The 25293-nt window shown below is 71.2% G+C and carries 19 protein-coding genes; 7 read left to right on the top strand and 12 right to left on the bottom strand.

Going from position 1 to position 25293, the window contains the following annotated elements:
* Nucleotides 1-27: 27 nt before the first annotated feature.
* Both ACFOYY_RS32550 and ACFOYY_RS32545 read left to right on the top strand, forming a co-directional pair.
* Nucleotides 28-1470, top strand: a complete 1443-nt coding sequence (locus tag ACFOYY_RS32550; RefSeq protein ID WP_386194903.1) for an MFS transporter — start codon at nt 28-30, stop codon at nt 1468-1470.
* Between the two features lie 93 nt (nt 1471-1563).
* A complete protein-coding gene (locus tag ACFOYY_RS32545) occupies nt 1564-1932 on the top strand; it encodes an ArsR/SmtB family transcription factor (RefSeq protein ID WP_352015051.1) in 369 nt (122 codons plus the stop codon).
* On the opposite strand, the gene ACFOYY_RS32540 is transcribed toward ACFOYY_RS32545, so the two are convergent.
* Nucleotides 1904-2899: a GlxA family transcriptional regulator gene (locus ACFOYY_RS32540; protein ID WP_352015050.1), complete on the bottom strand. Its 996-nt coding sequence runs from the start codon at nt 2897-2899 to the stop codon at nt 1904-1906. The two genes, ACFOYY_RS32545 and ACFOYY_RS32540, sit on opposite strands and share 29 nt — an antisense overlap.
* Before the next feature lie 101 nt (nt 2900-3000).
* Between ACFOYY_RS32540 and ACFOYY_RS32535 the strand changes: the two genes are divergently transcribed.
* Entirely contained in the window at nt 3001-4080 is a 1080-nt protein-coding gene (locus ACFOYY_RS32535; protein WP_386194901.1) for a L,D-transpeptidase family protein, read from the top strand.
* A gap of 6 nt (nt 4081-4086) precedes the next feature.
* On the opposite strand, the gene ACFOYY_RS32530 is transcribed toward ACFOYY_RS32535, so the two are convergent.
* The 3 genes from ACFOYY_RS32530 to ACFOYY_RS32520 form a co-directional block, all read right to left on the bottom strand.
* A complete protein-coding gene (locus ACFOYY_RS32530; protein ID WP_352015048.1) occupies nt 4087-5448 on the bottom strand; it encodes a HAMP domain-containing sensor histidine kinase in 1362 nt (453 codons plus the stop codon).
* Between the two features lie 114 nt (nt 5449-5562).
* The gene (locus tag ACFOYY_RS32525) at nt 5563-8316 is read right to left on the bottom strand and encodes a helix-turn-helix transcriptional regulator (protein ID WP_386194898.1); all 2754 of its coding nucleotides are present in this window, start codon (nt 8314-8316) and stop codon (nt 5563-5565) included.
* A 24-nt stretch (nt 8317-8340) separates the two neighbouring features.
* Nucleotides 8341-9669 carry an LCP family protein gene (locus ACFOYY_RS32520; RefSeq protein WP_386194896.1) on the bottom strand — a complete coding sequence of 443 codons (1329 nt, stop codon included), beginning with the start codon at nt 9667-9669 and terminating at the stop codon, nt 8341-8343.
* A 331-nt stretch (nt 9670-10000) separates the two neighbouring features.
* Between ACFOYY_RS32520 and ACFOYY_RS32515 the strand changes: the two genes are divergently transcribed.
* A complete protein-coding gene (locus ACFOYY_RS32515; protein WP_352015075.1) occupies nt 10001-10495 on the top strand; it encodes a GNAT family N-acetyltransferase in 495 nt (164 codons plus the stop codon).
* Between the two features lie 195 nt (nt 10496-10690).
* Nucleotides 10691-11260, top strand: coding sequence for an NADPH-dependent FMN reductase (locus ACFOYY_RS32510; RefSeq protein WP_352015045.1), 570 nt, complete (start codon nt 10691-10693; stop codon nt 11258-11260).
* Nucleotides 11261-11262: 2 nt separating this feature from the next.
* Here the strand turns inward: ACFOYY_RS32510 and ACFOYY_RS32505 are convergent, their stop codons facing one another.
* The 8 genes from ACFOYY_RS32505 to ACFOYY_RS32470 form a co-directional block, all read right to left on the bottom strand.
* Nucleotides 11263-12015 (bottom strand): glycoside hydrolase family 16 protein, encoded by a 753-nt coding sequence (locus tag ACFOYY_RS32505; RefSeq protein WP_362779564.1) that lies wholly within the window; start codon nt 12013-12015, stop codon nt 11263-11265.
* Nucleotides 12015-13787 carry a hypothetical protein gene (locus ACFOYY_RS32500; protein ID WP_386194893.1) on the bottom strand — a complete coding sequence of 591 codons (1773 nt, stop codon included), beginning with the start codon at nt 13785-13787 and terminating at the stop codon, nt 12015-12017. Before ACFOYY_RS32500 ends, ACFOYY_RS32505 begins: the two co-directional genes overlap by 1 nt.
* Before the next feature lie 17 nt (nt 13788-13804).
* Complete coding sequence (locus ACFOYY_RS32495; RefSeq protein WP_352015042.1) at nt 13805-14560, bottom strand: hypothetical protein; 756 nt, start codon at nt 14558-14560, stop codon at nt 13805-13807.
* A complete protein-coding gene (locus ACFOYY_RS32490) occupies nt 14560-15552 on the bottom strand; it encodes a MinD/ParA family ATP-binding protein (protein ID WP_352015041.1) in 993 nt (330 codons plus the stop codon). The genes ACFOYY_RS32495 and ACFOYY_RS32490 overlap by 1 nt, the downstream gene beginning before the upstream one ends.
* Before the next feature lie 35 nt (nt 15553-15587).
* Nucleotides 15588-17564 (bottom strand): hypothetical protein, encoded by a 1977-nt coding sequence (locus ACFOYY_RS32485; protein WP_386194890.1) that lies wholly within the window; start codon nt 17562-17564, stop codon nt 15588-15590.
* The gene (locus tag ACFOYY_RS32480) at nt 17561-19318 is read right to left on the bottom strand and encodes a hypothetical protein (protein ID WP_386194888.1); all 1758 of its coding nucleotides are present in this window, start codon (nt 19316-19318) and stop codon (nt 17561-17563) included. The genes ACFOYY_RS32485 and ACFOYY_RS32480 overlap by 4 nt, the downstream gene beginning before the upstream one ends.
* Nucleotides 19319-19347: 29 nt before the next feature.
* On the bottom strand, nt 19348-20628 hold the full coding sequence (locus tag ACFOYY_RS32475) for a hypothetical protein (protein ID WP_386194887.1): 1281 nt from the start codon (nt 20626-20628) through the stop codon (nt 19348-19350).
* Between the two features lie 448 nt (nt 20629-21076).
* A complete protein-coding gene (locus ACFOYY_RS32470) occupies nt 21077-22636 on the bottom strand; it encodes an MFS transporter (protein ID WP_386194885.1) in 1560 nt (519 codons plus the stop codon).
* A gap of 125 nt (nt 22637-22761) precedes the next feature.
* On the opposite strand from ACFOYY_RS32470, the gene ACFOYY_RS32465 reads away from it, so the two are divergent.
* Together ACFOYY_RS32465 and hemA are read left to right on the top strand one after the other, a co-directional pair.
* On the top strand, nt 22762-23631 hold the full coding sequence (locus ACFOYY_RS32465) for an NAD(P)-dependent oxidoreductase (protein WP_386194883.1): 870 nt from the start codon (nt 22762-22764) through the stop codon (nt 23629-23631).
* A gap of 445 nt (nt 23632-24076) precedes the next feature.
* Nucleotides 24077-25276, top strand: coding sequence for a 5-aminolevulinate synthase (gene hemA / locus ACFOYY_RS32460; protein WP_352015035.1), 1200 nt, complete (start codon nt 24077-24079; stop codon nt 25274-25276).
* Nucleotides 25277-25293 lie beyond the last annotated feature (17 nt).

The raw sequence follows: 25293 nt of genomic DNA, 5'->3' as shown, positions 1-25293 counted from the left end.
TGATCCTTTCGGGGTAGCCGGGGAGGCATGAGCGACGTTCAGACGGGGACGGTGACCACGAAGGTCCCCGCGAGGTTGGACCGGCTGCCCTGGTCACGGTGGCACTGGATGATCATCATCGGCCTCGGAACCGTCTGGATCCTCGACGGCCTCGAAGTGACGATCATCGGTAACCTCTCCGCCCAGCTCGCCAAGCCCGGCAGCGGCCTGGAGATCACCCAGACCCAGGTCGCCGGTACGGCCGCCGCCCTCTACGTGGCCGGAGCGTGTCTCGGGGCGCTGTTCTTCGGCTGGCTGACCGACAGGTTCGGCCGTAAGCGGCTGTTCATCATCACGATGGTCGTCTACCTGGTGGCCACCGCCGCGACCGCGTTCTCGTTCTCGGCGTGGTGGTTCTTCCTGTTCCGCTTCATGACCGGGTTCGGTATCGGTGGTGAGTACGCCGCGATCAACTCCGCCATCGACGAGCTGATCCCGAGCCGCCACCGGGGGCGCATCGACATCGTCATCAACGGCAGCTACTGGCTGGGGGCCGCGGGCGGCGCCCTGTTGACGGTCCCGCTGCTCAACGGTTTCGCGGTGAACATCGGCTGGCGTATCGCCTTCGGTCTCGGCGTCGTCCTCGGCCTGGGCATCCTGCTCGTCCGGCGGCACGTGCCGGAGAGCCCGCGATGGCTGTTCATCCACGGCCGGGACCGGGAAGCGGAGGAACTCGTCGACGGCATCGAGGCCCAGGTGGAGGAGGAGAAGGGGATGCGCCTCGACGAGCCTGAGCGGTCCATGACCATCCACCAGCGCACGTCCATCGGGTTCGGGCGGATCGCCCACACCATGGTGGCCCGCTACCCCAAGCGCACGATCCTGGGCTTCTCCCTGTTCATCGGGCAGGCCTTCCTCTACAACGCCATCACCTTCGGGTACGCGCAGATCCTGTCGACGTTCTTCAAGATCGACACGACCACCGGTTACTTCTTCGCGGTCATCGCGATCGGCAACTTCCTCGGTCCCCTGCTGCTGGGGCACCTGTTCGACACCGTCGGCCGTGTCCCGATGATCTCGGCGACCTACATCGGTTCCGGTGTGCTGCTGCTGGGTACGGCCTGGCTCTTCTCCCAGGGGGTGCTGACCGCGGTGACCCTGACCGCCTGCTGGTGCGTGGTGCTCTTCTTCGCCTCGGCGGGGGCGAGCGCGGCCTACCTGACCGTCAGCGAGATCTTCCCGATGGAGACCAGGGCGATGGCCATCGCGTTCTTCTACGCGATCGGCACCTTCGTCGGAGGCGTCGCCGGCCCGTTGGTCTTCGCCAACCTCGTGGGCAGCGGCCAGGTCGGGGACACGGCGCTGGCCTTCTGCATCGGCGCGGTCCTCATGATCGCCGCGGGTCTGGTCGAGGTGTTCCTCGGCGTCAAGGCGGAGGGCAGGGGGCTTGAGGACATCGCGGAGCCGTTGAGCGCCGCCACACCGACGTGACGGTGCAATTCGGACGAAGAACGTTCCATAATCCGGACCGGGGACTTGATATGATAGTGATTATCATTTGAGCATCTGTTCAGGAGTTCGCCCATGGATGTCGCCACCGCGCCCGACATACACCCCACCATGGAGCTCGACGAGGCCGAGGCGGGGGCGACGCGAGAGCGGATCGTCACCGCGGAGGAGGCCACCCAGCTCGCGGAGCTGTTCCGGCTGCTGGGAGACCCGACCCGGGCCCAGCTTCTCTACGCCCTGCTCGAAGCCGGTGAACTGTGCGTCTACGACCTCACCGAGACGGTCCAGGTCAGCGACACCGCCGTTTCACACGCCCTGAGACTGCTCCGGACCGCGGGCATCGTGGCCAGTCGCAGGGCGGGCAGGATGATCTACTACCGGCTCGCCGACGTCCATGTCCGAATGCTCCTCGACCTCAGCCGTGAGCACCTACGGCATGGCTGAGGCCGTTCGCCGTCGGCCTGAACGTGCGGCGGTAGGCCATCGGTGAGACCCCGACCGTGCTCTGCATGTGCTGCCGCAGTGAGGCGGCGGTGCCGAAACCGGCCTGGGCGGCCACGGCGTCCACGGCCAGGTCGCTGGTCTCCAGCAGGCGGCGGGCCAGTTCGAGCCGCTGCAGGACGAGCCACTGGCCGGGGCTGAGCCCGACCTCGTCGCGGAAGCGGCGGGTGAACGTACGGCGGCTCATCCTGGCGTGGGTGGCGAGGTCGACGAGAGACAGGGGCAGGTGCAGGCGTTCCAGCGCCCACGCCCTGGTCGTGGCGGTCGTCGCCGCGGCCTCCTCGGGCACCGGGCGCTCGATGAACTGGGCCTGGCCGCCGTCACGCCACGGCGGGACGACACAACTCCTGGCCACCCGGTTGGCCACCTCGCTGCCGTGGTCACGACGGACGATGTGCAGGCACAGATCGACCCCGGCGGCGACGCCCGCTGAGGTCAGCACGTCCCCGTCGTCGACGAACAACACGTCCGGGTCCAGCTTCACCTGGGGAAACAGCTTCTGGAACCGTTCGGTCCAGCTCCAGTGCGTGGTCGCGGGCCGTCCGTCGAGCAGTCCGGCGGCGGCGAGCACGTAGGCGGCGGTGCAGATCGAGACGAGCCTGGTGCCCGGCCTGATCAGGGCGAGCGCGTCGGCCAGGGGAGGCGGCAGCACCCCCTCCACGGCGATCGGGCCGAGCCGGTGGGTCGCCGGGATCACCACGGTGTCGGCGGTGGCCAGCACCTCGGCCCCGTGGTCCACGGAGATCGAGAAGTCGGCGTCCGTCTCGACGGGGCCACCGTCCAGGGTGCAGGTGAGCACCTCGTAGAGGTGTTCTCCCGCGGCGTTCCTGGCCATGCCGAAGACCCGGGACGGGATGCCGAGCTCGAAGGGGATGACACCGTCCAGGGCGAGTACCACGACTCTGTGCATGACCCGATCCTTACACACAAATGATTCGGGCCACCATGACTGGGTGATTCTTTGCGTTTCGTCACCTCGCCCCTCCGGACAGTGGGGGTACTTATCGCCATGTGATCAAGTTTTTGGCGGGGACGGTGGCTCTGTCCTTCGGCGCACTGGGCTTCGCGGCTTCGACACCCGGCGGCTCGTTGCGCCCCGGCGACTTCGCCACGCCCGTGAAACGGCTGCAGCAGGAACTGCTGAGGCTGGGGTTCGCGCCGGGACTGGTCAACGGCTACTACGGCTCGGAGACCCAGGCCGCCGTCTGGGCCTTCCAGAAGTCACAGGGGCTCGTGCCGCGTGACAGGGTCGGCAGGCGGACCTGGCGCGCCCTGGCCCACCCGCGCGTCCCGGCGCCGCTGGTGCCCGGCGGTGAGCCGCGGCGGGTGGAGATCGACCTGGAACGTCAGCTCCTCACCGTCTACCGGGGCCGTCACCGGGCACTCGTCTCCCACGTCTCCCCCGGCGCCGGACCCGCCTTCTGCCGGAACGGCCTCAGCTCGGCGGAGGAGGCCCCGACGGGGGACTTCCAGGTCGCCGAACGCCTTCCGCGTCCCGGGGTCGATCCGCTGGCCCCGATCTACGAGACGTTCTCCTTCGCGGCCTCCGGACCGGGCGGCGGCGGACCCGCACCGGGCGGCGGACCCGAGGCCGGGCCGAGCGGTGGCAGGCCCGAGGCCGGGGCGGACCGTGACAGGCACGAGGTCAGGCCGAGCGGTGGCGGGTCCGAGGTCAGGCCGGTGCGCCGGATGAGGGAGGTCCCCCTCCCGGACGGAACGCCCCGTCCCCGGCCGACGGTCCGGCGGTCCTACCCGATCAACACGGTCGCGCCGGTCAGGCCGGCCCCCACGGTCAAGCCCGTCTACCCGATGGCCACGGTCAAGCCGATCCGCCCGGTCCCCACCGCCGGGCCGTTCCATCTGCGGCCCCCCGCCGAGCCCCCCGTCGGGCCCCCTGTCGGACCGATCGACATCGGGCCGATCAGCCGGGCCCCCGCCGTACGGCCCGTCCTGCCCGAGGTCCGGGCGCAGGCGAGCCCGGAGCCCGCCGCGTCCGCGGTCCGCGGGTGCGTCCGGGTTCCCACGCACGTCGCCGAGCGGCTCTTCGGCCTGGTCGAGCCGGGTGATCCGGTGTACGTCCGCCGCGGCTGAGAGCCGTCACGGCGTCGCCAGGGACAGGGGGAGTTTGAGGACGAGCCTGGCGCCCTGACCGTTCGTGCTGGTGGCCGCGTACAGGACGCCCTGGTGCGCCGAGGCGATGTCCCTGGCGATGGGCAGGCCGAGACCGGTCCCCCCGGCGTCGCGGCTGCGGGCCGAGTCCAGGCGGGCGAACCGCTGGAAGATCCGTTCGCGTTCCTCGGGCGGGATGCCGTGTCCGTCGTCGGCGATCTCGATGACGGCGTCCCCGTCCTGGCGCGCGACGTGGACGTCGACCTTGTTGGCCGCGTGACGGTCGGCGTTGGCGAGGAGGTTGGTCAGCAGGCGCGTCAGCTGGAGCCTGTCGCCCCTGACGACCACGTCCGGGGCGAGGTGCGTGCGGATCTCGTGCCGGGAGGGGCGGCGCCGTACCTCACCGGCGACCAGTTCGCCGAGGTCGATGGATTCGGGGTCGCCGGTGACCCCGGCGTCGAGATGGGCGAGCAGGAGGAGGTCGTTGACGATCGCCTGGAGGCGTTCGGCGTCGTTGAGCGCCGACCGTATCGTCTGGGAGTGGTCCTCGAACTCCGGGTCGGACAGGGCGAGTTCGAGCTTGGTGCGCAGTCCCGTCAGCGGGGTGCGCAGTTCGTGCGAGGCGTCGGAGACGAAGCGGCGCTGGCGTTCGGCGGCCTGGTCGAGCCGTTCGAGGGTGGTGTTGATGGTCCGGGTGAGCGCGCAGAACTCGGTCTCGTCGTCGCCGACGGTCAACCGGCGGCCGAGGTCGGAGGCGCTGATCGAGGCCATCTCCTCGCGCATCTCGTCGACCGGTTCCAGGGTCCGTCCGACGGCCCGCCAGGTGCCCCAGCCGAGCAGCGCCAGGAGCACGAGGGACAGACCGGCGAGCCCGAACTCCAGGGTGTGGCCCGTGACCAGCGCGGACTCGGGCGTCGCCGCGTAGACCATGACGCCCCCGGCGGGGGCGTTCGTGTCCAGCAGGCCCACGACGACGAAGCACGTCCTTTCACCCGCCCGGGTGGCGCACGACCTGGTCTCCACCCGGTTGTCGTTGTCCGGAGGCCAGGCCCGGGTGATGGCGGGACGGCCCCTCATCGCCAGACTGGCCGCGAGGACCCGGCCGTCACGGGCGACGACCTGCAGGCGCCTGACCTGCTGCGTCGGCAGGATGTCGTCGTTCACCCTGCGGTTGACCTCGTACGCCTGCCGGGCGGCCTGCGAGACGAGTTGCACGGCCCGGTCGGAGAGCCAGGCGCGTATGGCGAGCGACGTCGCGGCCGAGCCGATCCCCAGGATCACCGCGAAGATCATGACCGTGGTGAGCGTCGCCCGGGCCCGGATCGAGCGAGGCCTTCGCCATGAAGCCACGCTTCCCCCCAAAAGATCCTCTTCTCCTATTTATAGGTTGTGGATCTTCACAGGAGAGCAAAGGCGAAATAGCCCTTATGTCCTTTTAAACGAGTGCGGCAATCGGATGGTCGATCAGTCGGAGAGGGCGATCGTCGCCAGCTCCCCACGGGAGGCGACCCCGAGTTTGGGATAGGCCTTGTAGAGGTGGTAGCCGACCGTGCGCGGGCTCAGGAAGAGCTGGGCGGCGATGTCCCGGTTCGACAGTCCACGGGCCGCGAGCCGTACGATCTGCAGTTCCTGCGGGGTGAGCAGGGCCAGCAGGCCGGGCGCCGAGGTGGCGGGGGCGGTTGAGCCGGTCGCGTTCAGCTCCGCCCTCGCCCGGTCTGCCCACGGCGTGGCCCCCAGTCGTTCGAAGACCTCAAGCGCGGCGCGCAGGTGGGGCCGGGCGTCGGCCTTCCTGCGCGTACGGCGCAGCCACTCCCCGTACAGCAGCGCGGTCCTGGCCCGTTCGAACGGCCGTCCCTCCACCCGCAGCGCCTCGGCGAAGTGCTCCTCGGAGTCGTCGAGCAGGGCCTGGCAGCGCGCGAGCAGGGCGCACGCCCACGGCTGCCCGATGCCGAGCGCCCACCGGCGGAAGCCGTCCAGGGCCTCGGCCGCCCGTTCGGGGGCGCCGAACCGTACCGCCGCCTCGACCAGGTCGGGAACACTGCGCTTCCCGGCCACCTGGTAGCCGCCCGCGACCGGTTCGAGACGCGAGAGCGCGGCCTCGATCCGGCCCCGCCCGAGGTCGAGGACGCCGAGCGCCCAGGTCGCCCACCCGTGGCCCGCCGGTCCCGCCGCGAGTGCCTCGTCGGCCAGCGCGCGGCAGCGCTCCTCGTCGCCTTCGAGCGCGGCGAGGTAGGCGAGGAAGGCTCCCAGCTGCGCGGCCCACTGCGTCTGCCCGGTGTCGCGCGCGATGCGCAGGCCCTCGGTCGCGGTGGTCAGCGCGTCGCGGTGCCGTCCGTGGAACATCTCGGTCTCGGCGAGGAAGAACAGCAGCGTGGGCAGCGTCCCGATGCCGCCCGTCGACCTGGCCTCGGCGACCAGCGCCCTGGCCGTCTCGCCGACCTCCTCGTCCTGCCCGGCGACCAGCCCCATCCCGCAGACCTGGACCAGGTCACCCGGGCGCGCGCCCGCCTCGCGGGCCTCGGCGATCGTCCTGGCCAGTGAGGGCGCCGTCCCGCTCCGCGTCAGCGTCGCCGTGACGAACGCGGCGACCGGCGCCAGCGGGTCACCGTCCGACAGGGACAGCGCACCGAGCCGGGCGGCGGCGTGGTCGACCTCGGCCGCGCCGATGTACCAGGCGCCGTGCAGGGCCTGGAACAGCATGCGCGCCGCCTCCGTGCCCCCGGTCAGGGCGGCCCCCTCGACCAGCGCCTCGTAGGCGGCGCGCACGGTCCCGCGCAGGAAGTCGGCGGTCGCGCGGACGTGCGTCAGCCGCGCCCCGAGCGCCGCCGTCCCCGAACGCTCCCCCGCCTCCGCGTGCTCCCCCGCCTCCGCACGCTCCCCCGGGCCCACGTGCTCTCCCGGCTCCGCACGCTCCCCCGGGCCCACGTGCTCTCCCGGCTCCGCGTGCTCCCCCGGGCCCAGGGCGAGTACGGCCAGCAACCGGGCGGCCTGTTCCGCGAGCGTCCCCGCCCGGTCGAGCTGGCCCGCCCACGCCGCCGTCTCCGCGGCCAGGGTGAGCCGTCCGGCCCGGGTGTCCGGCCGGAGGCTCAACCTGGCGGCCCGCTCGTAGGCGCTCGACGCGGCGGCGTACCCGCTGCGGTCGCTCGCCCGCGCGGCCGTACGCTCAAGCTCGGCGGCCACCTCCTCGTCGGGGCCGGTCGCGGCCATCGCCAGATGCCAGGCGCGCCGGTCGGCGTCCTCCCGGCCGTCAAGGGCCTCGGCGAGCGCCCGGTGTACGGCCAGCCGCAGACTGGGCGGGATCCCCTGGTAGACGGCGGCCCTGACCAGGGGGTGCCGGAAGGTCACGGTGCCCGCCTGGACCCTGACCAGGTCAGCGCTCTCCGCCGGATGCAGGTCTTCGAGGAAGTCCCCGAACGTGGCCGCGGCCCGCAGCACGACGCGCAGGTCACCGGTGTCCTCGGCCGAGGCGACGGCCAGCAGCCCCTGGGTCGCCTCGGGCAGCCGCTTGACCTGTCCGAGGAAGGCGTTCTGGACCCGGTCGGTCAGCGCCGGCGCCGTACCGTCTCCGGCGGCGGCCTTGGGCAGCTCGATCAACGCGAGCGGATTGCCCCGCGCCTCGGCGAGCACGCGGTAGCGGGTGACGGGGTCGATCTCCGGGCCGAGCAGGGCCGCGGAGGCGGGGGCGTCGAGGCCGCGCAGCACGAGCTCGTCGATTCCCCGGGCGGTGAACGGGTCACGCGCGGCGAGGATCAGCACGACCCCCTCCGCGTCCAGCCGTCGCGCGGCGAACAGCAGCGCGTCCGTCGAGGCCCGGTCGAGCCACTGGGCGTCGTCGACGAGCACCAGCAGCGGCCCCTCCTCGGCCAGCTCGGACAGCAGGGAGAGCACCGCGAGGCCGACCAGCAGCCGGTCCCCGGCCTGTACGGCGGCCAGCCCGAAGGCGGCCCTGACGGCGCGTTCCTGCTGCTCGGGCAGCACGTCCAGCCGGTCGAGCACCGGCCGCAGCAGCAGGTGGAGCCCGGCGAAGGGCAGCTCGGCCTCCGACTCGATCCCGGTGCCGCGGAGCACCCGCGCATCCCCGGCCGCGGCATGGTCGAGCAGCGCGGTCTTGCCGATGCCGGGTTCGCCCCGCACGAGCAGGGCGCCGCTACGGCCCGCGCGGGCCTCGGAGAGCAGCCGGTCGATCACGGCCTGTTCGGCGGCCCGCCCGTACAACATGCCCCGAACCCTACTCAACCAGGATCAGGTGCCCGCACAGGAGTCGTGGGTGGCGTCGAAGCCCTTCAGGCTGTCGAGGTCGTCCTGCTTGAGCGGCTTGAGACCCTTCCAGTCGTCGCCGATGGTGAGGACGAGCCTGGGCGTGGTCGCCCGCCGTACGAGCAGGCCCGAGGACTTGAGCACGTCCCGGGTGAGGGTCGGCGCCGCGGGGGCGCCGTTCGGCGAGTAGGCGATCGTGGTCTTCGGGTACGGCTTGTGCGGCGCGTCGGTGATCTTGGCGATGTGGTAGCCGCGCTCTTCGAGCTGTACGGCCACCAGCGAGCCGAGACCCTTCCTGGCGGTCCCGTTGCGGACCTCGACCTGGATCTTCGACCGGGAGACCTTGGCCTGGCCGCCCCTGACGCCGGACCCCTTGACGGCCGTGTCCTTGGCGACGATCTGGAAGAGCTTCCTGCTCTGCGGCTCGACCCACTCGACCCGGCCCGGATAGGTGACGGAGTAGCGCCACGGTGTGGTGATGAAGTGGATCTGCCCGGCGGCCAGGCCCTGGGCGCTGGTCGCCAGGTCCTTCATCACGCTCGGGGTGAGCGCGGGGTCGGTGGTGACCGACTTGGTGGCCGCGTCGAGGAAGCCGAAGAGCCGGGCCGGGTCGGTGAGCGTCTCGCCGCTCATCACCTTCTTGATCATGGAGGCGATGAACATCTGCTGTCGCTGGATGCGCCCGATGTCCGAGCCGTCACCCAGGCTGTAGCGGGCCCTGACGTAGCCGAGGGCCTGCTCGCCCTTGAGCGTCTGCTTGCCCGCGGGCAGGGTGAGCAGGGCCTTCTTGTCGCGGATCGGCTCGGGGATGCACACCTCGACCCCGCCGACCGCGTCGACCATGTCCTTGAAGCCGGTGAAGTCGACCTTCACGAAGTGGTCGATGCGGATGCCGGTGAGCGTCTCGATGGTCTTCCAGGTGCAGGTGATCCCGCCCGAGTTGAACGACTCGTTGATCATGCCCAGGTGTGCCCGCTGACCGGTGAGCCCCGGCTTCGCCTTGCAGTCGGGGAGCTGGACCATCGAGTCGCGGGGGAAGCTGACGACCATCGCGTTGTCCCGCTTCGGGGAGATGTGCGCGAGCATGATGGTGTCGGTGCGCTCGCCGGGGAACTTCCCGTATTTCGCGTTCTTGCCGCCGCGCTGGTCGGAGCCGACCACCAGGACGTTCAGCGCCTTGGTCGCGACCTTCACGGGACGGGCGCCCAGTTCCTCGTCGGGGACCTCGATGTGTTTGACGTTGCCGCTCAGCCTGAGGTAGGCACCCGCGACCGTCGCCACCGCCAGGACGACGACGGTGGTGACGATGGACACCAGCCACCACAGCCATTTGCGACGTCGCCGTGGGGCCTGGCCTTCCGGCTTCGTGGGCGCCTCTGTCAGCCCGCTACTCACGTGTCTCCCGGGGAGGATGGGTCAGGGACACGCCCATGACCGTGGAGCCGGTTCCCGGCCGTCGCTGAGTGTACTAATCCTCCGTAAGGGTGGGATAAGAACCGGGAATCACCCCATCTGCCCAGAGTGGTGGGGCGCCCCGGCCTGCCCGTCGATCGGCAGGGTAGCGCGTGCGCACGCTCCATGACCTGTGGACCGGTGGCTTCCGTAGAACCTTCGGCGGGAGATGTCCTGTTACGATCCGCCGGTGATGATCCGTGATGGACTGCCGGAGGATGTCCCCGCGGTCCTGGCGATGTTCGACAGCGCGGTCGCATGGCTGACGGCGCGGGGCCGTACCGGACAGTGGGGCGACCGGCCCTTCTCCGAGGACCCGGCCCGCGTCGAGAAGATCACCTCCTGGGCGCTCTCCGGCGGGATGCGCGTGGCCGAGGTGGACGGCGGGCCCGCGGGATGCCTCGTGCTCGGCAACGCCGTCGAGTACGTGGAACCCGCGCCGGAACCCGAGCTCTACGTCCAGGGACTGGTGGTCGACCGCCGCTTCGGCGGCCACGGCGTCGGCGCGGCCCTGCTCGCCAGAGCCCGCGAAGAGGCGATCGAAGGCGGGGCCGTACTGCTGCGGGTGGACTGTTACGCCGGTGACGACGGCCGTCTCGTCGCCTACTACGAGAGCCAGGGCTTCACCAGGGCCGAGCCGTTCACGGTCGGCGCGTGGCCGGGGCAGGTCCTGCAGATGAGGCTGTGACCTGGACACGCTTGTAGACGGGGCTGTACCTGGGCATGCTGGGCGGCTCCCGTGGACGGGAGCGTGACCTGGACATGGGGATGGGCCCTGCGGACGGGACCGTGGACGGGAGTGTGACCGAAGTCGCGGTTGACCTCAAGCCAGCTTGAGGTTGCACGGTTGGGGGTACGAGCCGTGCACCCCGAGGAGGCCACCGTGCTGGACATCGCAGTGATCATCGCCAGTCCCCGCGAGGGCGGCGTCGGCACGACGATCGGCCGATGGTTCCTCACGCAGGCCGGCCGCCGGGCCGACCTGCGCCTCGACGTGATGGAGCTGAGCCGCACCCCGCTTCCCCCCGCCCAGCCGTCCCTGACGGGCGACACCGGGCAGGAGGCCGCCGCGCTGGCCGCCAGGATCGCCGCCGCCGACGGCTTCGTGGTCATCACCCCGGAGTACAACCACGCCTACCCCGCCTGCCTGAAGCTGGCGATCGACGCGGTCCGCCACGAGTGGGCCGCCAAACCCGTCGGGTTCGTCTCGTACGGCGGTCGCTCCGGGGGCCTGCGCGCGGTCGAACAGCTCCGCCTCGTCTTCGCCGAACTGCACGTGGTGTCCCTGCGCGAGACGGTGAGCTTCCACCACACCCCCGTGCTGTTCGACGCCGAGGACAGACCGACCGGGGGCGACGGCGCCGACGGCGCGGTCAAGATCATGCTCGACCAGCTCATCTGGTGGGCGACCACCCTCAAACAGGGCCGACAGGCCAGGCCGTACACGCCCTGAACTCAGGACTCCAGGGGGTAGACGCGTAGCCAGTCGACCTCCATCCAGGCTTCGCCCTGGTCGCCCTGGCCGGGGAACCAGTCCAGTTGCAGGCAGACCGACATGGGGCTGCGGGCCGCGTTCGGCGAGCGGAACCACTCCTGACCGTCGAGGTAGCCGACGACCCCCTCCGAGGTGTTCTCCACGGCGTAGGTGTGCCAGTCGGTCATGTCCACCTGGGCGTGCGCCTGCTCCTGGCCCTGCGGTGTGTGCAGGAAGAAGTTGGGGCGCTGCCGCTGCGGGTCGTTGATGACCTCAAGGAAGTCGATCTCCTCCCCGGTGGAACTGCGCACGTTCCCGCCGCCCTCCTGCGGCCACAGCAGGGCGACCGGGTGATAGGACCCGGCCCCCGGGTACAGCCGGATGCGCGTCTCCCAACGGCCGTAGGTCTGGACGTGGCGGGCGGCCAGCCCGGCGGTCGTGCCGTCGGCGCGGCCGTACAGGTAGAGGGCGCCGTCACCGAGGAAGAGCTGGTCCGGGGAGCGGCGGCCGTTGCCCGCGTGTCCCGGGGAATCGTAGACGACCCACTCGTCCTCGTCGAGGTAGTCGTCGAACTCGGCGCACCAGGTGGGCGCGCCCCAGCCGAGGGCCTCGGCGTTCTCCGAGGGGGAGCAGTCGGCGCCGGACAGCACCTGGCCCTGCGCGACGGTGAGGGTGCTCACCGCCAGCGCGGCCACCAGGCTGAGCACGGCTAATCGTAGGTTCGACCTGGACATCAGGATCGCCGCTCCTGTGGTCTGGCGCAGAGCGCGGAAGGACTGAAGCTCCAGCAACCCGGTGCCTTCGGCGACCAGGTCCCGGACGGGTTCGCGGGACGGCCCTCACGCCCGGCGGGTGGCCCGAAGGCCCACCGGGAGGTCACGGCCGCCGACCACGGCGTGTTCGCCGCCGCGGTGGGGAACTCGGAGGTACGGCTGTGCCACGGCCCGAGGCTCCAGCACGCGGCGAGCTGGTCGGCGCCGCAGACCCCGGAACCGATGGAGTGCCGCAACGGCGGCAACGGGACGACGACCACGGAGAAGGGGGACGAGGGGAAGGGCACAGCGGCGGGCGCAGTGGTGGATTCGGCAGCGGGTCCGGAGGCGGGCACTTCGGACGGTGCTGTGGCGGGTGCCGCGGTCGGTGTCACGGTGGGCACCTCGGACGGCACGGTGGCGGGTATCGCGGTCGGCACCGTGGTCGGCACTGTGGCCGGCACAGCGGGAGTGGCCGTGGGTACGGCGGTCGCGTCCGGCGTGGCCGTGGGTACGGCGGTCGGGGCCAGAGCCGGAACCGAGGTCGGAACCGGGGTCGGGGTCGGCGGGACCGGTTCGGGTGGGGAGGCGACGGAGACCGAGGGGCTCTTGGTCGTCGACTCGGAGTTCGTGCCGGTCTTCGCCTTCTGCCGCGTCTTCCTCCGGGCCTTCTCGTGGGCCTTCTCACCGCCGCTCTTCTTCGCACCGCCCTTCTTGTCACCGGCCTTCTTGGTGGTGTCGTTCTTTCCCTGGTCCTTCTTCTCGTCGTGTTTCGCGCCGGGCTTCTTCGCCGTGGGCTTCTCGCCGGTGGAGTTCTTCGGCGGCTTCGGGGAGGCGGTCAGGTCGTCGCCCGGCTTCTGCGCCGTGGCCGGGGCGGGCGGCGTCGTGGCCACCTGCGGAACCTCACCCTTGCCGGGCTTGCCGAGACCCGGGGTGGGAGCGGGGACCGGGGACGCCGGATCGTCGATCGAGAGCGAATCGATGTCACTCGTCTTCCCGGCGGGCGCCTTCAGCGCCGTGACAGCGGGGGTCTCCTGCGTCGTGGGGACGTCCGTGTCGGAGGAGGGCTCCTTGTGTGCCGCCTTGGGGCGCGCGAGCGGCTTCGACGAGGAGGTCCCCTTGCCGGTTTCGGAGACTTTGGTGGACTTCCCGGCGGACTTCTTGGCGGGCTTCTTCGCGGAGCCACCACCGGAGTCACCGGCAGAGCCACCACCGGAGTCGCCGTCGGAACCGCCATCGGAGTCGCCGGTGGAACCGCCGTCGGAGTGATCGGCTGGCTGGTCGGATTCCGGAACGTCGGGGTCGGACCCCTCGGCGGGCGCCACCTCCCCGGCCTCCTCCGAGCCGCCGGAGCCGCCGGAACCCTTGGAACCTTCAGAGCTCTTGGAGCCCGCAGAGTCTTTGGAATCCCCAGAGCTCCCAGACCCCCCGGAGTCCTTGGACCCCCCGGAGCTCCCGGAACCTCCGGAACCCTTGGAATCCCCGGAGCTTCCGGAGTCCCCGGACCCCTCAGCGTCCCCGGACCCCCCGGACCCCCCGGAGTCCTTGGAGATCGACGAGCCCTCCGAGTCGGAGAGCGCGGAGGTGTCCGACTCGGTCTCGGGAGCCGTCTGGGAGGTGGTCGAGGTCTCACTCGTGGGTTCGGCCAGGGCGCTCCACGGGTGGGCGGCGACCGCTCCCGCCGTCGCGGAGACCCCGGCGAGCAGCAGGCCTGACATCAGGGTGACGCGCCGGGACGGGATGCGTCGGGGCATGGGCGGTCCTCCTCGATCTAGGGGGTGGGGTCGGAACCGGCGATGGGCTTCCAGCCCGCGGCGGTGAACTCGGGACTGCCGGGCAGGGCGACCTGGGGCACCGTGGTCGTGACCGGATCGGGGATGTTGACCCAGTCACCCTGGCTCGGGCCACGCATGGTGGGGTTCCAGCTCATGAGCAGGTTCATGGCGTACGGACTCGAATAGGTGGGGTCGGTGTCCCCGACGCCCTTGGTCGCGGTCACCTGGACCAGGACGGAGACCTGGACCAGGTCCTTCGAGCGGGAACGCCACTGGACGCCGATCGTCCTGGTCCGCATCGCGGCGTCCTCGGGCAGCGGCCCGGTCCTGGGCAGGCCGAGGGTCTGCCGCCATCCGGCGACCGCCGCCCGCGCCCCGGCCAGGGCCGTGTCCCGCTGCTCCGGCGGGGCGTACAGGACGGCGGCATGCTCGGCCTGGGCGACGTCCAGCGTCCAGGCGCCCTCAAGCGCGGCGGCGGCGGCCGAGGCCGCCCCCAGGTCCGTGTGCGGGAACCCGACGGGATAACCCGCCTCGCTCTCGTAGCCGGACGGCTGCGCGAGCACGACGCCCCCGCCTCCGTCCTCGGCGGTGGAGACCGTCGAGACCACCTGGGGTTCCTGGCCGCCTCCCACGACGCGCCACATCACGGCCGCCAGCAGGATGGCCCCGACCATGGAGACGACGACGAGGAGCATCCTGCGGTTGTTGCGTGGCGGGCCGAGGTCCCAGTCCAGGTCGCCGTTCTTGGCCACTAGCGGCTCCGGTCCTGGCGCTGGCCGAACGCCTGGCCCGCCGCGGCGGCCAGACGCAGGTAGGCGCCCCTGGTGGTCGGGCGCAGCCGTACGAGGTCGACCTCGGCGCCCTCCTTGAGATGCGGGTCGTACGGCACGCGGATCACCGAGCGGCAGCGGGCGGCGAAGTGCCGTTCCAGCAGGCTGACGTCCACGTCGGACTTGGGCTCGACGGCGTTGAGCACGACGATGGCGTTCCTGACCAGGTCGGAGTGGCCGTGGGCGGTCAGCCAGTCCAGCGTCGCGGCGGCCGAGTTGGCGCCGTCGACGGCGACGAGGCTGACCAGCACGATCTGGTCGGCCAGCTCCAGCGTCGCCCCCATGGCGCCGTGCAGCAGCCCCGTCCCGCAGTCGGTGATGCAGATGGAGTAGTAACGCTCGATGAGCCCGGCGACCGTCCGGTAGTCGTCGGCGTCGAACGCCTCGCTCACCGCCGGGTCGCTGTCTGAGGCGAGGACCTCAAGCCGGGCGGGCGACTGGGAGGTGAAGGCGCGCGCGTCGGCGTAACGCATGATGTGCGGGGCCTCGGCGAGCATGGTGCGGATGGTCGCCGCGGTCTCCGACTTGACCTTCAGCCCGAGGGTGCCCCGGTCGGGGTTGGCGTCGATGGCGATCACCCGGTCGCCCCGCAGGGAGGCCAGGGTGTTGCCGAGGGCGACGGTCGTGGTGGTCTTGCCGACCCCGCCCTTGAGACTCATCACCGCGATCCGGTGGTGGCCGCTGGCCACCGGGGTCTGGGCCTGGGCGATCAGCGTGCGGCGTTCCAGTTCGGCGCTCGACTCGGCGGGGGTGATCCTCCCGCCGGAGACCTGCCACACCAGGCGGCGCCAGCCGCCGGTCGGTTCGGGACGTCGGTTGATGAGCAGGTGTTCGGCGGTGAGGGGGACCGTCTCCTGGAACGGTTCGCCCTGCGGGGGCGGCGAAGCCTGGATCTGGGGGGACGTCTCCGTCATGGCCAGGGTCCTTTCACAGAGGGCAGCGCGGGAGGTCAGCAGGTCTGCCAGCGCACCGTGGTGGTGATCGAGTCGTCGGGTCCGTGGACGGTCAGGGAGGTCGTCGCGGTGAAGGGCGTGCCGCACCAGTGGCGGATGCGGTGGGCGCGCAGGGCGATCACGTCGGGGCGGCCCGGCCGTGTGGTGCCGCTCGACGGGCGCACCGTCAGGCCGGGGGCCGTGACGCGCCACCGCAGGGGGGAGCCCGTCACGGTGAGGAGGATGTTCCCCTGACCGAACTCGTCGAGCGTCACCAGGGGAGGGACGCGCACCCGCTTGGCGAGTTCCCCCGACCCTCCCGGCTCTCCCGAGGCGGACCCGGACGACTCGGCCCCGGGGAACGTCAGCTGGGGCGAGGCCGTCGGCCGGTCGGGTGTCTGGCTCTGCGTGGTCGTCCGCAGGGAGGTCACCGTGTCCCGCGACCCCATCACGGGCGCCAGGAGGTTCATCCCCAGCAGGGTGCCCGTCGCGCCCGCGACGATGACGATCACGACCTTGACGGTGGTGTTCCTGAGCCACGTCCCGAGGGGGGCGAGCGCCTCCAGGACGCGGACCCCGAGGGGATACCCCTCCGTATCGTCCGGCTCGCGTCCCGTCGCGGGCTTCGGAGCGGGCTTCTGGGGGGACTTCTGGGAGGACTTCTGGGAGGACTTGGCGACGGCGGGCAGGGACGGCATGGTGGCCGAGGCGTCCGTCTCGCGCTCGGCGGTGTTCCGCGCCCACGCCTGGGTGAACAGGGCGTCGTAGAGCGGGGTGTTCTGCCCGGGGACGGGCGGCGCGAGTGGTGGCCCCGAGGGCCCCGGGGGCACCGAGGGCCCCGGGGCGGGCAGCACGGGCAGGGACGGCAGCGTGGGACGGTCCCCGTGCCGCTCGGGGGACCTCGGGGTCTCGGAGGACTTGGGAGGCCTGGAGGACGTGGGGGAGCGGTCTCCCGAGGCCGGGCCGTACGGCATGGAGCGGTCCCGGCGGCTGCGCCGGTCGGTTTCGGTCTCGGGCGCCGGACGATCCCGGCGGTCAGGGCTCTGCTTCGGCCCGGTACGGCTCACGCCCTCGGGACGGACGGTCCGGTAGGGCATCGTGGAGCGGTCCTGCCTGGCGGGACGCGTCCGGGGGTCCACGGCGGCGGGGGGCCCGGAGACGGGTTCGGTACCGGTTTCCGCGACGGCCGTGGGCGCGGCGAGCGGTCCCGCTCCGGCGATGCCCGGGGAACGCCTGGCCGGGGGCTTCGGCGGGGACGGCGGCGGCTCGGGCAGGGCGTCCAGGAGCTGACGCCGGACCTGCGGGGGAAGCGAGCGGATGCGCGGATGGGAGACCATCTGCGGGACCGTGTAACGGATGTTGATCGGCCGCGCGCACACCGGGCACTTCAGCATGTGGGAGATCAGGTCCCCCCGTGCCTCCGCGTCGATGTCGGCGGCCGTCCACTCCTCCTCGGGGAAGATCCGCTCGACGAGGGGGCCCAGCTCGGGGCAGGTGCGGCGGTGGTTGGCGAGGGCGTCGAGCCCGCTGGCCAGGATCTCCAGCAGGTCCTGGGTGCGGGTGGCGAGCCTGGTGACCTCCTCGACCGGCATGGCCAGGACGTGCGCGAGGTCCTCAGTGGTGAGTCCGTGGCGGTACATCAGCCTGAGCGTCTCGGTGCCCAGCGGTTCGACGAGCGACCAGACGCGCTCGGTGACCTCCTCGTCCGGCATGCCGGGCCCCGTGTCGGGGACGTAGATCTCCCGGTGGTCGGGGGACGCCAGGCAGTCACGCCGCAGGGCGGAGAACAGCCGTCCTCTGACGCCGACCCTCTCCGGCGGGGACGGCTCGGCCAGGCACGCGGTCAGCACGGAGGCGACCGCGGGTAACGCCCGGCCTGAGGCGAGGTGGGAGGCGGCGTAGTCCAGCAGGTGCGCGCCGTGTTCGCTCACCCACGCCGCCCCCTCGCCGCCGGCGCCGGGCGTGACACGCCCGACGCCGGTGGAGGTGCTCATGGTCCGGTGGGCCCGTCCTGGTCCGGCTCGACCTGGCCGGGGCCGTTCTTGATGTAGCGACGGGTCTCGTACGGCCCCGCGTCGGACGGGGTCTCCCGCCGCTGCTGCTTGGAGTGGCTCGTCTGCTGGTCGGGCTGCGGCTGGGCGGGTACGAGGCCGCCGGACTGGTCGTGCTTGTCGGGCTGGGCCGGGGGCTGCTGGCCGTACTCGCCGTTCTGGCCCTGCTGGTTCTGCTGGTCGGGCTGGCCCTGCTGACCGGGCTGGTCGTCCTGGCCGTAGGGGTCGTACTGGTCGTTCTGGTCCGGCTGCTGCTGCTCGGGCTGCTGCTCGGGCTGCGCGGGGGCCTGGTCCGTCACCACGAACTCCAGGTTCCGCTCGGGCAGGCCGGTGAACTTGGTCCAGTTGCTGACCTCGCCGGGCGCGGGCTCGGCGTAGAGCCAGCGGACGAAGGCGGGCCACCGGCAGGAGTCGCGGGGGATGACCGCGCCGTCCTGGTCGGCGCCGAGCTCGCGCAGCTCGTCCTCGGTGTAGTCACGGCACGGCGGGGTTCCCGGCGGGGCGATGTTGAGGTCCCACACGCCGTTCTCGTCGGTGTAGCGCATGTTCTTGTCGAGCCCCAGGGCCTCCTGGGCCCGCTTGAGCAACTCGGGGTCCTTGAAGACCGGCAGCGTCTCTACTCCCGCTCCCATGGGGGCGGGCTGGAGCACGGTCTGGTCGGGCTCCTGCTCGGGGGTGAACGCCTCCCCGTTCTCGTCGGTCGTCTCGGTCGTCTCGGGCGCCGACTGCGCGTCCGGGTGGTGTTTGCCCGAGGACTTCGGAGCGGCGTCCGAAGTCTTGGGAGCGGCGTCCGAGGACTTGGGAGCGGCGTCCTGGGGCTGGTTGACCGGGTTCTGGGGCTTCTGCTTGGCGGTTGTCTTGGGCGGCGTGACCGGCTTGGCCGTGCCGTTGGGCAGGGCGGGCTTGAGGGCGCCGGTCGGCTTGGCGGCCTTGGGCGGCTTGGGAGAGTCCGGCTGCGGCTTCTCGTCACGGTCGGCGACCTTCGGCGCGTCCGCGCCGATGCCGAGCTTCGGCTTCTCCGCGAGGGTCGCGGGCTTGTCGATCACACTGCCGTTGTCCGAGATGCCCCCGCTGACCTTCTTCGTCGGCGGGGGTGGGGGCGGGTCGGCCTTGGTGTTCGTCTTCGGGGGCTGGACCGGGGCGGAGACGGGTGCCTTCTGCGTGGTGCCGCCGCCTCCACCACCTCCGCCCCCGCCGCCCGTGTTGCTCTTCGGGGGGGCGTCGTTCTTGACGGGCTTGACCGTCGGCTGCGGCGCGGCCTTCGGCGCTGTGTCCTTGGCGTCCTTGGTGTCCTTGGCCGTCCCGGACTTGGGGTTGCTGGGACGCTGGAGCGGGGCCGTGGCACTGGCCAGCACGGGCAGGCCGATGCAGCCTCCCGCGCTTCCTGAGACGGCGTGCCCGTCGGCGGTCGCGGTCAGGCAGACCTTCGCACCGGCCAGGGCCGTGCCGAGGGGACCCTTCTTGCTGATCGTGCTGCCCGCGTCGGAGCCGGACAGCGACGGGGCCTCGCCCGCCTTCCACGCCTGGGCGAGTTCGTCCAGGTGATAGGTCCCCGCGGCCAGCCGTACGGACTGCTCGGCGGGGGGCTGGGAACGGGCGGCGATGACGGTTCCCAGCCCGGCGCCGGCACCGAACACGCCGATCGCGATGCTCGCGGTGATCACCGTCGCACGTGAGGGCTTACGTGAAGGTGTCATATGGGCGTTCCTCTTCTCCCGGTGGGACGTCAGTCGCCGTGGCTCTCCAGGACCTCACTCCACTCGCCCAGTACACGGACGGGGTCGGTGGAGCCGGCGGGGGGTACATATGTCACGTACATCCGTCCATAGGTGGCGCTCGCCGAGTGGGTGAACGCCTTGTTGCGCGTGCGGACTGCGGCGGAACCCTTCAGGGTGACCTTCGCCCCCGCGCGCTCGGCCATGCGGGTGTCGGTTGAGCGCGCCGAGTACCAGACCAGGGCGCCCCCGTCCCCGGTTCGCAGCGCCCGGATCGGGCCCTCCTGACGGTAGGTCAGGCTGAGGATCCATCCGGCGTCCTCAAGCTGGGCGCGTTCCTGCTGCCAGAACTTCACGGTCTCGCTGGTCCACGGCCCGTCCTCGAATCTCTGGTCGGGCTTGGCGCTCTCCAGGCTCTCCAGGTGCTCCTCGGCGATCTGGCGCGGGGTCGCGACCAGGCCGGTGGCGTTCTCAGGAAGGCTCGTGGCGTAGCCTTCGGCGTCCGTGGCGATCTTGGGGAAGGCGGGCAGGATCGCGCGGGTGTCGAGTCCCGAGGCGACCAGGCGCCAGCCCGCCGGGGTCGAGCTCATCAGGTCGACGACCCGGGCGATGCCGGTCTCGTGGGCGACCGCGACGAACCAGTCGGGGGAGCCCTCGACGTGCCGGGGCACCCACACCTGCGGGTTCGGCCAGGTGCCCGAGGCGACCGTTTCGCCCTGCATCTTGGCGGTCTTGAAGCTGGCCCGGGTCATCTCGACCGCCAGTCCGCCTTCGAGCTTGCCCATGGCCGCCGAGTCCATCCGGGTCTGAACCGCCGACAGGTTCTTCTGGTACGAGCCGTGGATGCGGTAGGCCTGCCGGACGGTGAGCTGGGGGGACTCCTCGGGCTTCGCGGTCGTCCCGATGGCGGTCTTGCCCGGTGGCGCGGTGGCGGAGGCGCCGTCCCCGGCGCCGCTCCGGTCGACGTAGACCGAGGTGGAGGGGGCGGGCTTGCCGGCGTCGGTGTCCGAGGGGCTCCGCGTCGCCGCTCCCCAGCCCGCGCTCGACGTCTGCGGCGAGGGGTCGGCCACGAGGGTCTGCGGGGTCGCGGAGTTGGCCCTGATCAGCCAGACGCCCGCGCCCGCGACGACCACGGAGAGGGTTCCGAACAGTACGGCACGGCGCCAGTTGAACGTCGGCAGGCTCTCGGGGTGCCAGTCGGACTCGTGCTCAGATTCGTCTCCGGTGGAAGTGCCGCCACGACCGGGAGGCCAGGCTTCCTCATCTGGGAAATCTGATGCACGCCATGACATAGGTCCAAATATTAGACTGACCGTGATCCATTGGGAAGGTAAAGCGCAATGGTAATCGGCACTTATGGTTATTAAGTTATAAATAATACATAATCATAGATATGTGCTGTCCGAAACCCCTCCTTTGCGGCCGGGTGCCGAGGCCGTACGGGGGGTGCCGGAACCTCTCTGGAGAGGTTCGCGGCCTGAGGTTTGCGCTGGTCTGCGCTATTTGCTGGTGATCTGATATTTCCCTGAAGCGGGGTTTCCGTTCTCCTTGCGTTGTATTTCCGTTTTCCGGGGGTGGGGGCGGGGAGGGGGAAATCGTTTCCAGCCCCGAGGTGCCGTCCCGGCCCCCCGGCGGCCGGACGGAATGGCCCGCGCCCTTTCGAGGCGCCCGATCGGGCGAGCTGAACACGACAATTAGGGGCTGTCCCTTTTCCCGAACGCGCGAGGGTTTCCCGGCGGGTCAGCCGATCCGCGCGGGCTCGTCGTCCTGCGCGCGGCCCGCGTCGTCGAGGACCACCTCCGGGATCTCCTTGGGAACACCGCGCAGCGTGAACAGCACGGCCACCGCCAGTACGGCCAGCAGCGCGGCCCCCGTCACCAGCGTGGTCCGCATGCCGTCGAGGAAGGCCAGCCTCGCGGCCCGCCCGACGGCCTCCGCGACCTGGGCGGGCAGGCCGGCCGCGACCTGCAGCGCCCCGCCGAGTGACTCCCCGATCTGCCCGGCCACCCGGTCCGGCACCCCGGCGGGCAGCCGCAGGCCGTCGCGGTAGGCGCCGTTCAGCACACTTCCCAGTACGGCGATGCCCAGCGCGCCGCCCATCTCCTGACCGGTCTCCGCGATGGCCGAGGCAGCCCCGGCCCGCTCCCTGGGGACGGAGGCCAGGACGGTGTCACCGGTGACGGCGAAGGCGAACCCGTTGCCGAACCCCGCGAGGACCATGGCGAGCAGCATGTACGGGTAGCCGGTGTCCGTCCCGAACCGGCTGTACAGCACGAACGCCGTCGCGCCGAGGGCCAGCCCGAGGGCCACGACCCGGGCCCTGCCGAGCAGGCCGACCAGCGGGGTCGCCAGGGCGCCGCCGACCGCCGCGCCGAGTCCGCCGGGCAGGCTCGCCAGCCCCGAGACCAGCGGCGACCACCCCAGGACGAGCTGGAAGTACTGCGCGAAGGCCAGTGAGGCGGCCAGCATGGAGAAGATGCACACGACGTTGGCCCCGACCGCGCCGGAGAAGGCGCGGTGGTGGAAGAGCCGCACGTCGATGAGGGGTTCGGCCAGCCGCCGCTGACGCCGGACGAACAGGGCGAGAACCACCACGCCGACCACCGCCGCGACCAGGACGCCGGGGGCGGTCACCCCGTCGTGGGCGGCGTTCTTCACCGCGTAGATGACCGCGACCACCCCGACGATCGACAGCGGGACGCTGACCGGGTCGATCCGCCCCGGGTTCGGGTTGCGCGACTCGGGGAGCACGAGGGCGCCGGCGACGACGATCAGCGCGGCGACCGGGACGTTGACCAGGAAGACCGACCCCCACCAGAAGTGGTCGAGCAGCAGGCCCCCGATCACCGGGCCGAGGGCGAAGCCGAGCGCCGAGACGCTGCTCCAGACGCCGACCGCGGTGGCCCGCTCGCGGGGGGAGGTGAAGACGTTGCGGATGATCGACAGGGTCGAGGGCATGACGGTCGCGCCCGCGACGCCGAGCAGCGCCCTGGCGGCGATCAGCAGCTCCGGCGTCGGGGCGTAGGCCGTCAGCGCGGAGGCGCAGGCGAAGGCGACGAGCCCGGCCAGCAGCAGCCTCCTGCGCCCGATCCGGTCGCCGAGGTTGCCCATCGTGACCAGGAGCCCGGCCAGGGCGAAGCCGTACACGTCGACGATCCACAGGAACTGGGTGGCGGAGGGGCGCATGTCCCGCGTCAGCTTCGGCGCGGCCAGGTGGAGCACGGTCAGATCGATGCTGAGGAGCAGTACGGCGAGACAGGCGACGGCCAGTGTGCCCCACCGGCGGGAGGAGGAGATCATGGGAGGAGCGTCGGTGACGGCGTTGACGGGACGCTGACCGGACGCTGACGGCCCGTCCGGTTGCGCTTCCGTGGATCAGGGAAGCCCTCCGGTAGGCGGGAACGGGGACGACGGAGGGGAAGGCAATGCGGGTAGCGGTGCTCGGGATGGGTCGGATGGGCAGGGCGATGGCCCAGCGACTGCTCGCCCGCGGTCACACGGTGCGGGTCTGGAACCGTACGCCGGGCAGGGCCGCCGAGGTGGTCGACGCGGGCGCCACCGAGGTCCACTCGCCGCTGGACGCCGCGCTGGACGCCGAGGCCGTGCTGCTGTCCCTCGCCGACGACCGGGCCAGCCGCGACGTGATGGGACGGCTCGTCTCCCTTGGGCAGGACGAGGCGACGGTCATCGCCGACACGAGCACCGTCTCCCCTTCGACCTCCCGTGAGCTGCGGGACATCGCGCCCGGCCGCCGTTTCGTGGCCGCGCCGGTCATCGGGGCGCCGCAGGCCGTGGTCGAGGGACAGGCCACGGTGCTGATCGGCGGCGAGCGGGAGTACGCCCGCGACCTCGACCCCGTCTGGTGCGACCTGTTCGCGGTCCAGCACTACTGCGGGGAGGACCCTGGCGGCGCGCTGACGTTCAAGCTGCTCAGCAACTACCTGCTCATGGCCGGGCTCGCCGTGCTCGGTGAGGTGGTCGCGACCGGTCAGGCGGCCGGGCTCGACCAGGAGAGGCTTCGCGACTTCCTGAGCCGCTGGCCGACCGTGGCCCCCGCCCTGCACAACCGGCTCGACGACGTCCTCGACGGTGACCACAAGGGCTGGTTCACCACCCCGCTCGGCGCCAAGGACGTACGGCTGGCCGTCGAGCTCGGGGAGTCCCTCGGCCTCGAACTGCCCGTCGCCCGGCTGGTCGAGCGACGTTACGAGGAGGCCGCGGAGAACGGCTGGGCGGACCGCGACATCGCGGCGGTCGTCGAGCTGGTTCGCCGCCGTCCGGAACCCCCCAGGTGACGGCCGGAAAACACGGCTGATTTCCTTCAAACGCTGATAAACCCCGGCTTGACAGGAATTCCCAACATCCCTACTGTCTGTGTAGGTAATACAGGAAATAGCGCACATATCCCTGATTAGGGTCTGTGCGGGACAGCACTTCCGTGGCCACTCTCGCGATAGGGGCGACGAGATCGATGGCAAGAACGAGAGCTGATCTTTCCGGCGCACGCGGGGCGGCGACGTCCCGCACGGAGCCTGGTGGCACGCCCACCACCTGTCGGACCTGTACCGAGAGCTGAGAGGCCGGGGGCCGCCGCAGCGGCTGACCCGTTTCGTTTTCCGTGGCGCGTGCCCCTGGGGCCGGGGCCGCCGGATCGCCGTGTCCGTCTCACGGGCGCCGTCGCCACAGGCCGAAGGTTGGGCCGACTCCTCCAGAAACCGGGGTTGAATCATCATGCGGACGTTGACGGAGCACACGAACACGCTGCTGGGGATATTTCCCAAGAAAATCGAAGAACTTAAAAAGGACGGGCTTTATCGCAGTTTCGTCCCCTTCTCCCATCTGGCCGCCGAACGCGGCCACGCGGTACACGGCACAGACGGTGCGGGCCGGGTCCAGGTCTGGTGCAGCAACGACTACCTCGGACTCAGCCAGCACCCCGAGGTCATCCGGGCGCAACTCGACTCGACCGTGGAACACGGCACGGGCAGCGGCGGATCACGCAACATCGCGGGCACCAGCGCGGCCCACGTCGAACTGGAGACCAGACTCGCGGCCTGGCACGGCAAGGAACGCGCGCTGGTCTTCTCCAGCGGCTACATCGCCAACTTCGAGACGCTGAGCACCGTCATCTCCGCGCTCCCCGGCATCGTCGTCTTCTCCGACGCCAAGAACCACCGCTCCCTCATCGAGGGAATCCTCCGTACGGGATGCGCGAAACACATCTTCCCGCACAACGACCTCGACGAGCTGGAGAGGGCGCTCGCCCAGTACGACCACGACCGTCCCAAGCTGATCGTGTTCGAGACCGTCTACTCGATGGACGGCGACGTCACCCCGGTGCGCGCCATCTGCGACCTCGCGGAGAAGTACAACGCGCTGACCTTCGTGGACGAGACGCACGCCGTGGGCACCAGGGGCCCGACGGGCGCCGGAGTGTGCGAGGAGGCCGGGGAGAACAGGCCGACCTTCGTGCAGGGCGTCTTCAGCAAGGCCTTCGGGACGGTCGGCGGATACGTGGCGGGTCCCGACGCGGCGCTGGACTACGTCCGCTCCCACGCGCCCGGGTTCATCTTCACCACCTCGCTGCCCCACTCCAGCCTGGACGCCACGCTCAGAAGCCTGGAACTCATCCAGGACGGCGACGCCCTCAGGCGCGCGCTGGCCGACAACGTGCGTCACCTGAAACAGGCGCTGCGCGCCGCCGGGATCGGCTTCCTCGACGCGGACAGCCACCTGGTCCCGGTGCTGGTGCCCGGCGCCGAACGTGTCAGGCGGGTGGCGCGCGTGCTCTTCGAGGAACACGACGTCTACGTCACCCCGATCAACTTCCCCTCCGTGCCCAGGGGCGCGGAGCGCTTCCGGATCACCGTTCCGCCCTTCAGGACCTCCGGCCAGATCGACGACTTCGTGGCCGCGCTGCGCAAGAGCCTGGACTCCTGAACGCCTCAGAATCCGAC

It is taken from the genome of Streptosporangium jomthongense (assembly GCF_042650425.1).
Classification (GTDB): Bacteria; Actinomycetota; Actinomycetes; order Streptosporangiales; family Streptosporangiaceae; genus Streptosporangium.
Note: the sequence above shows the minus strand (reverse complement) of the source record. Positions and strands in the feature narration are given on the sequence as shown.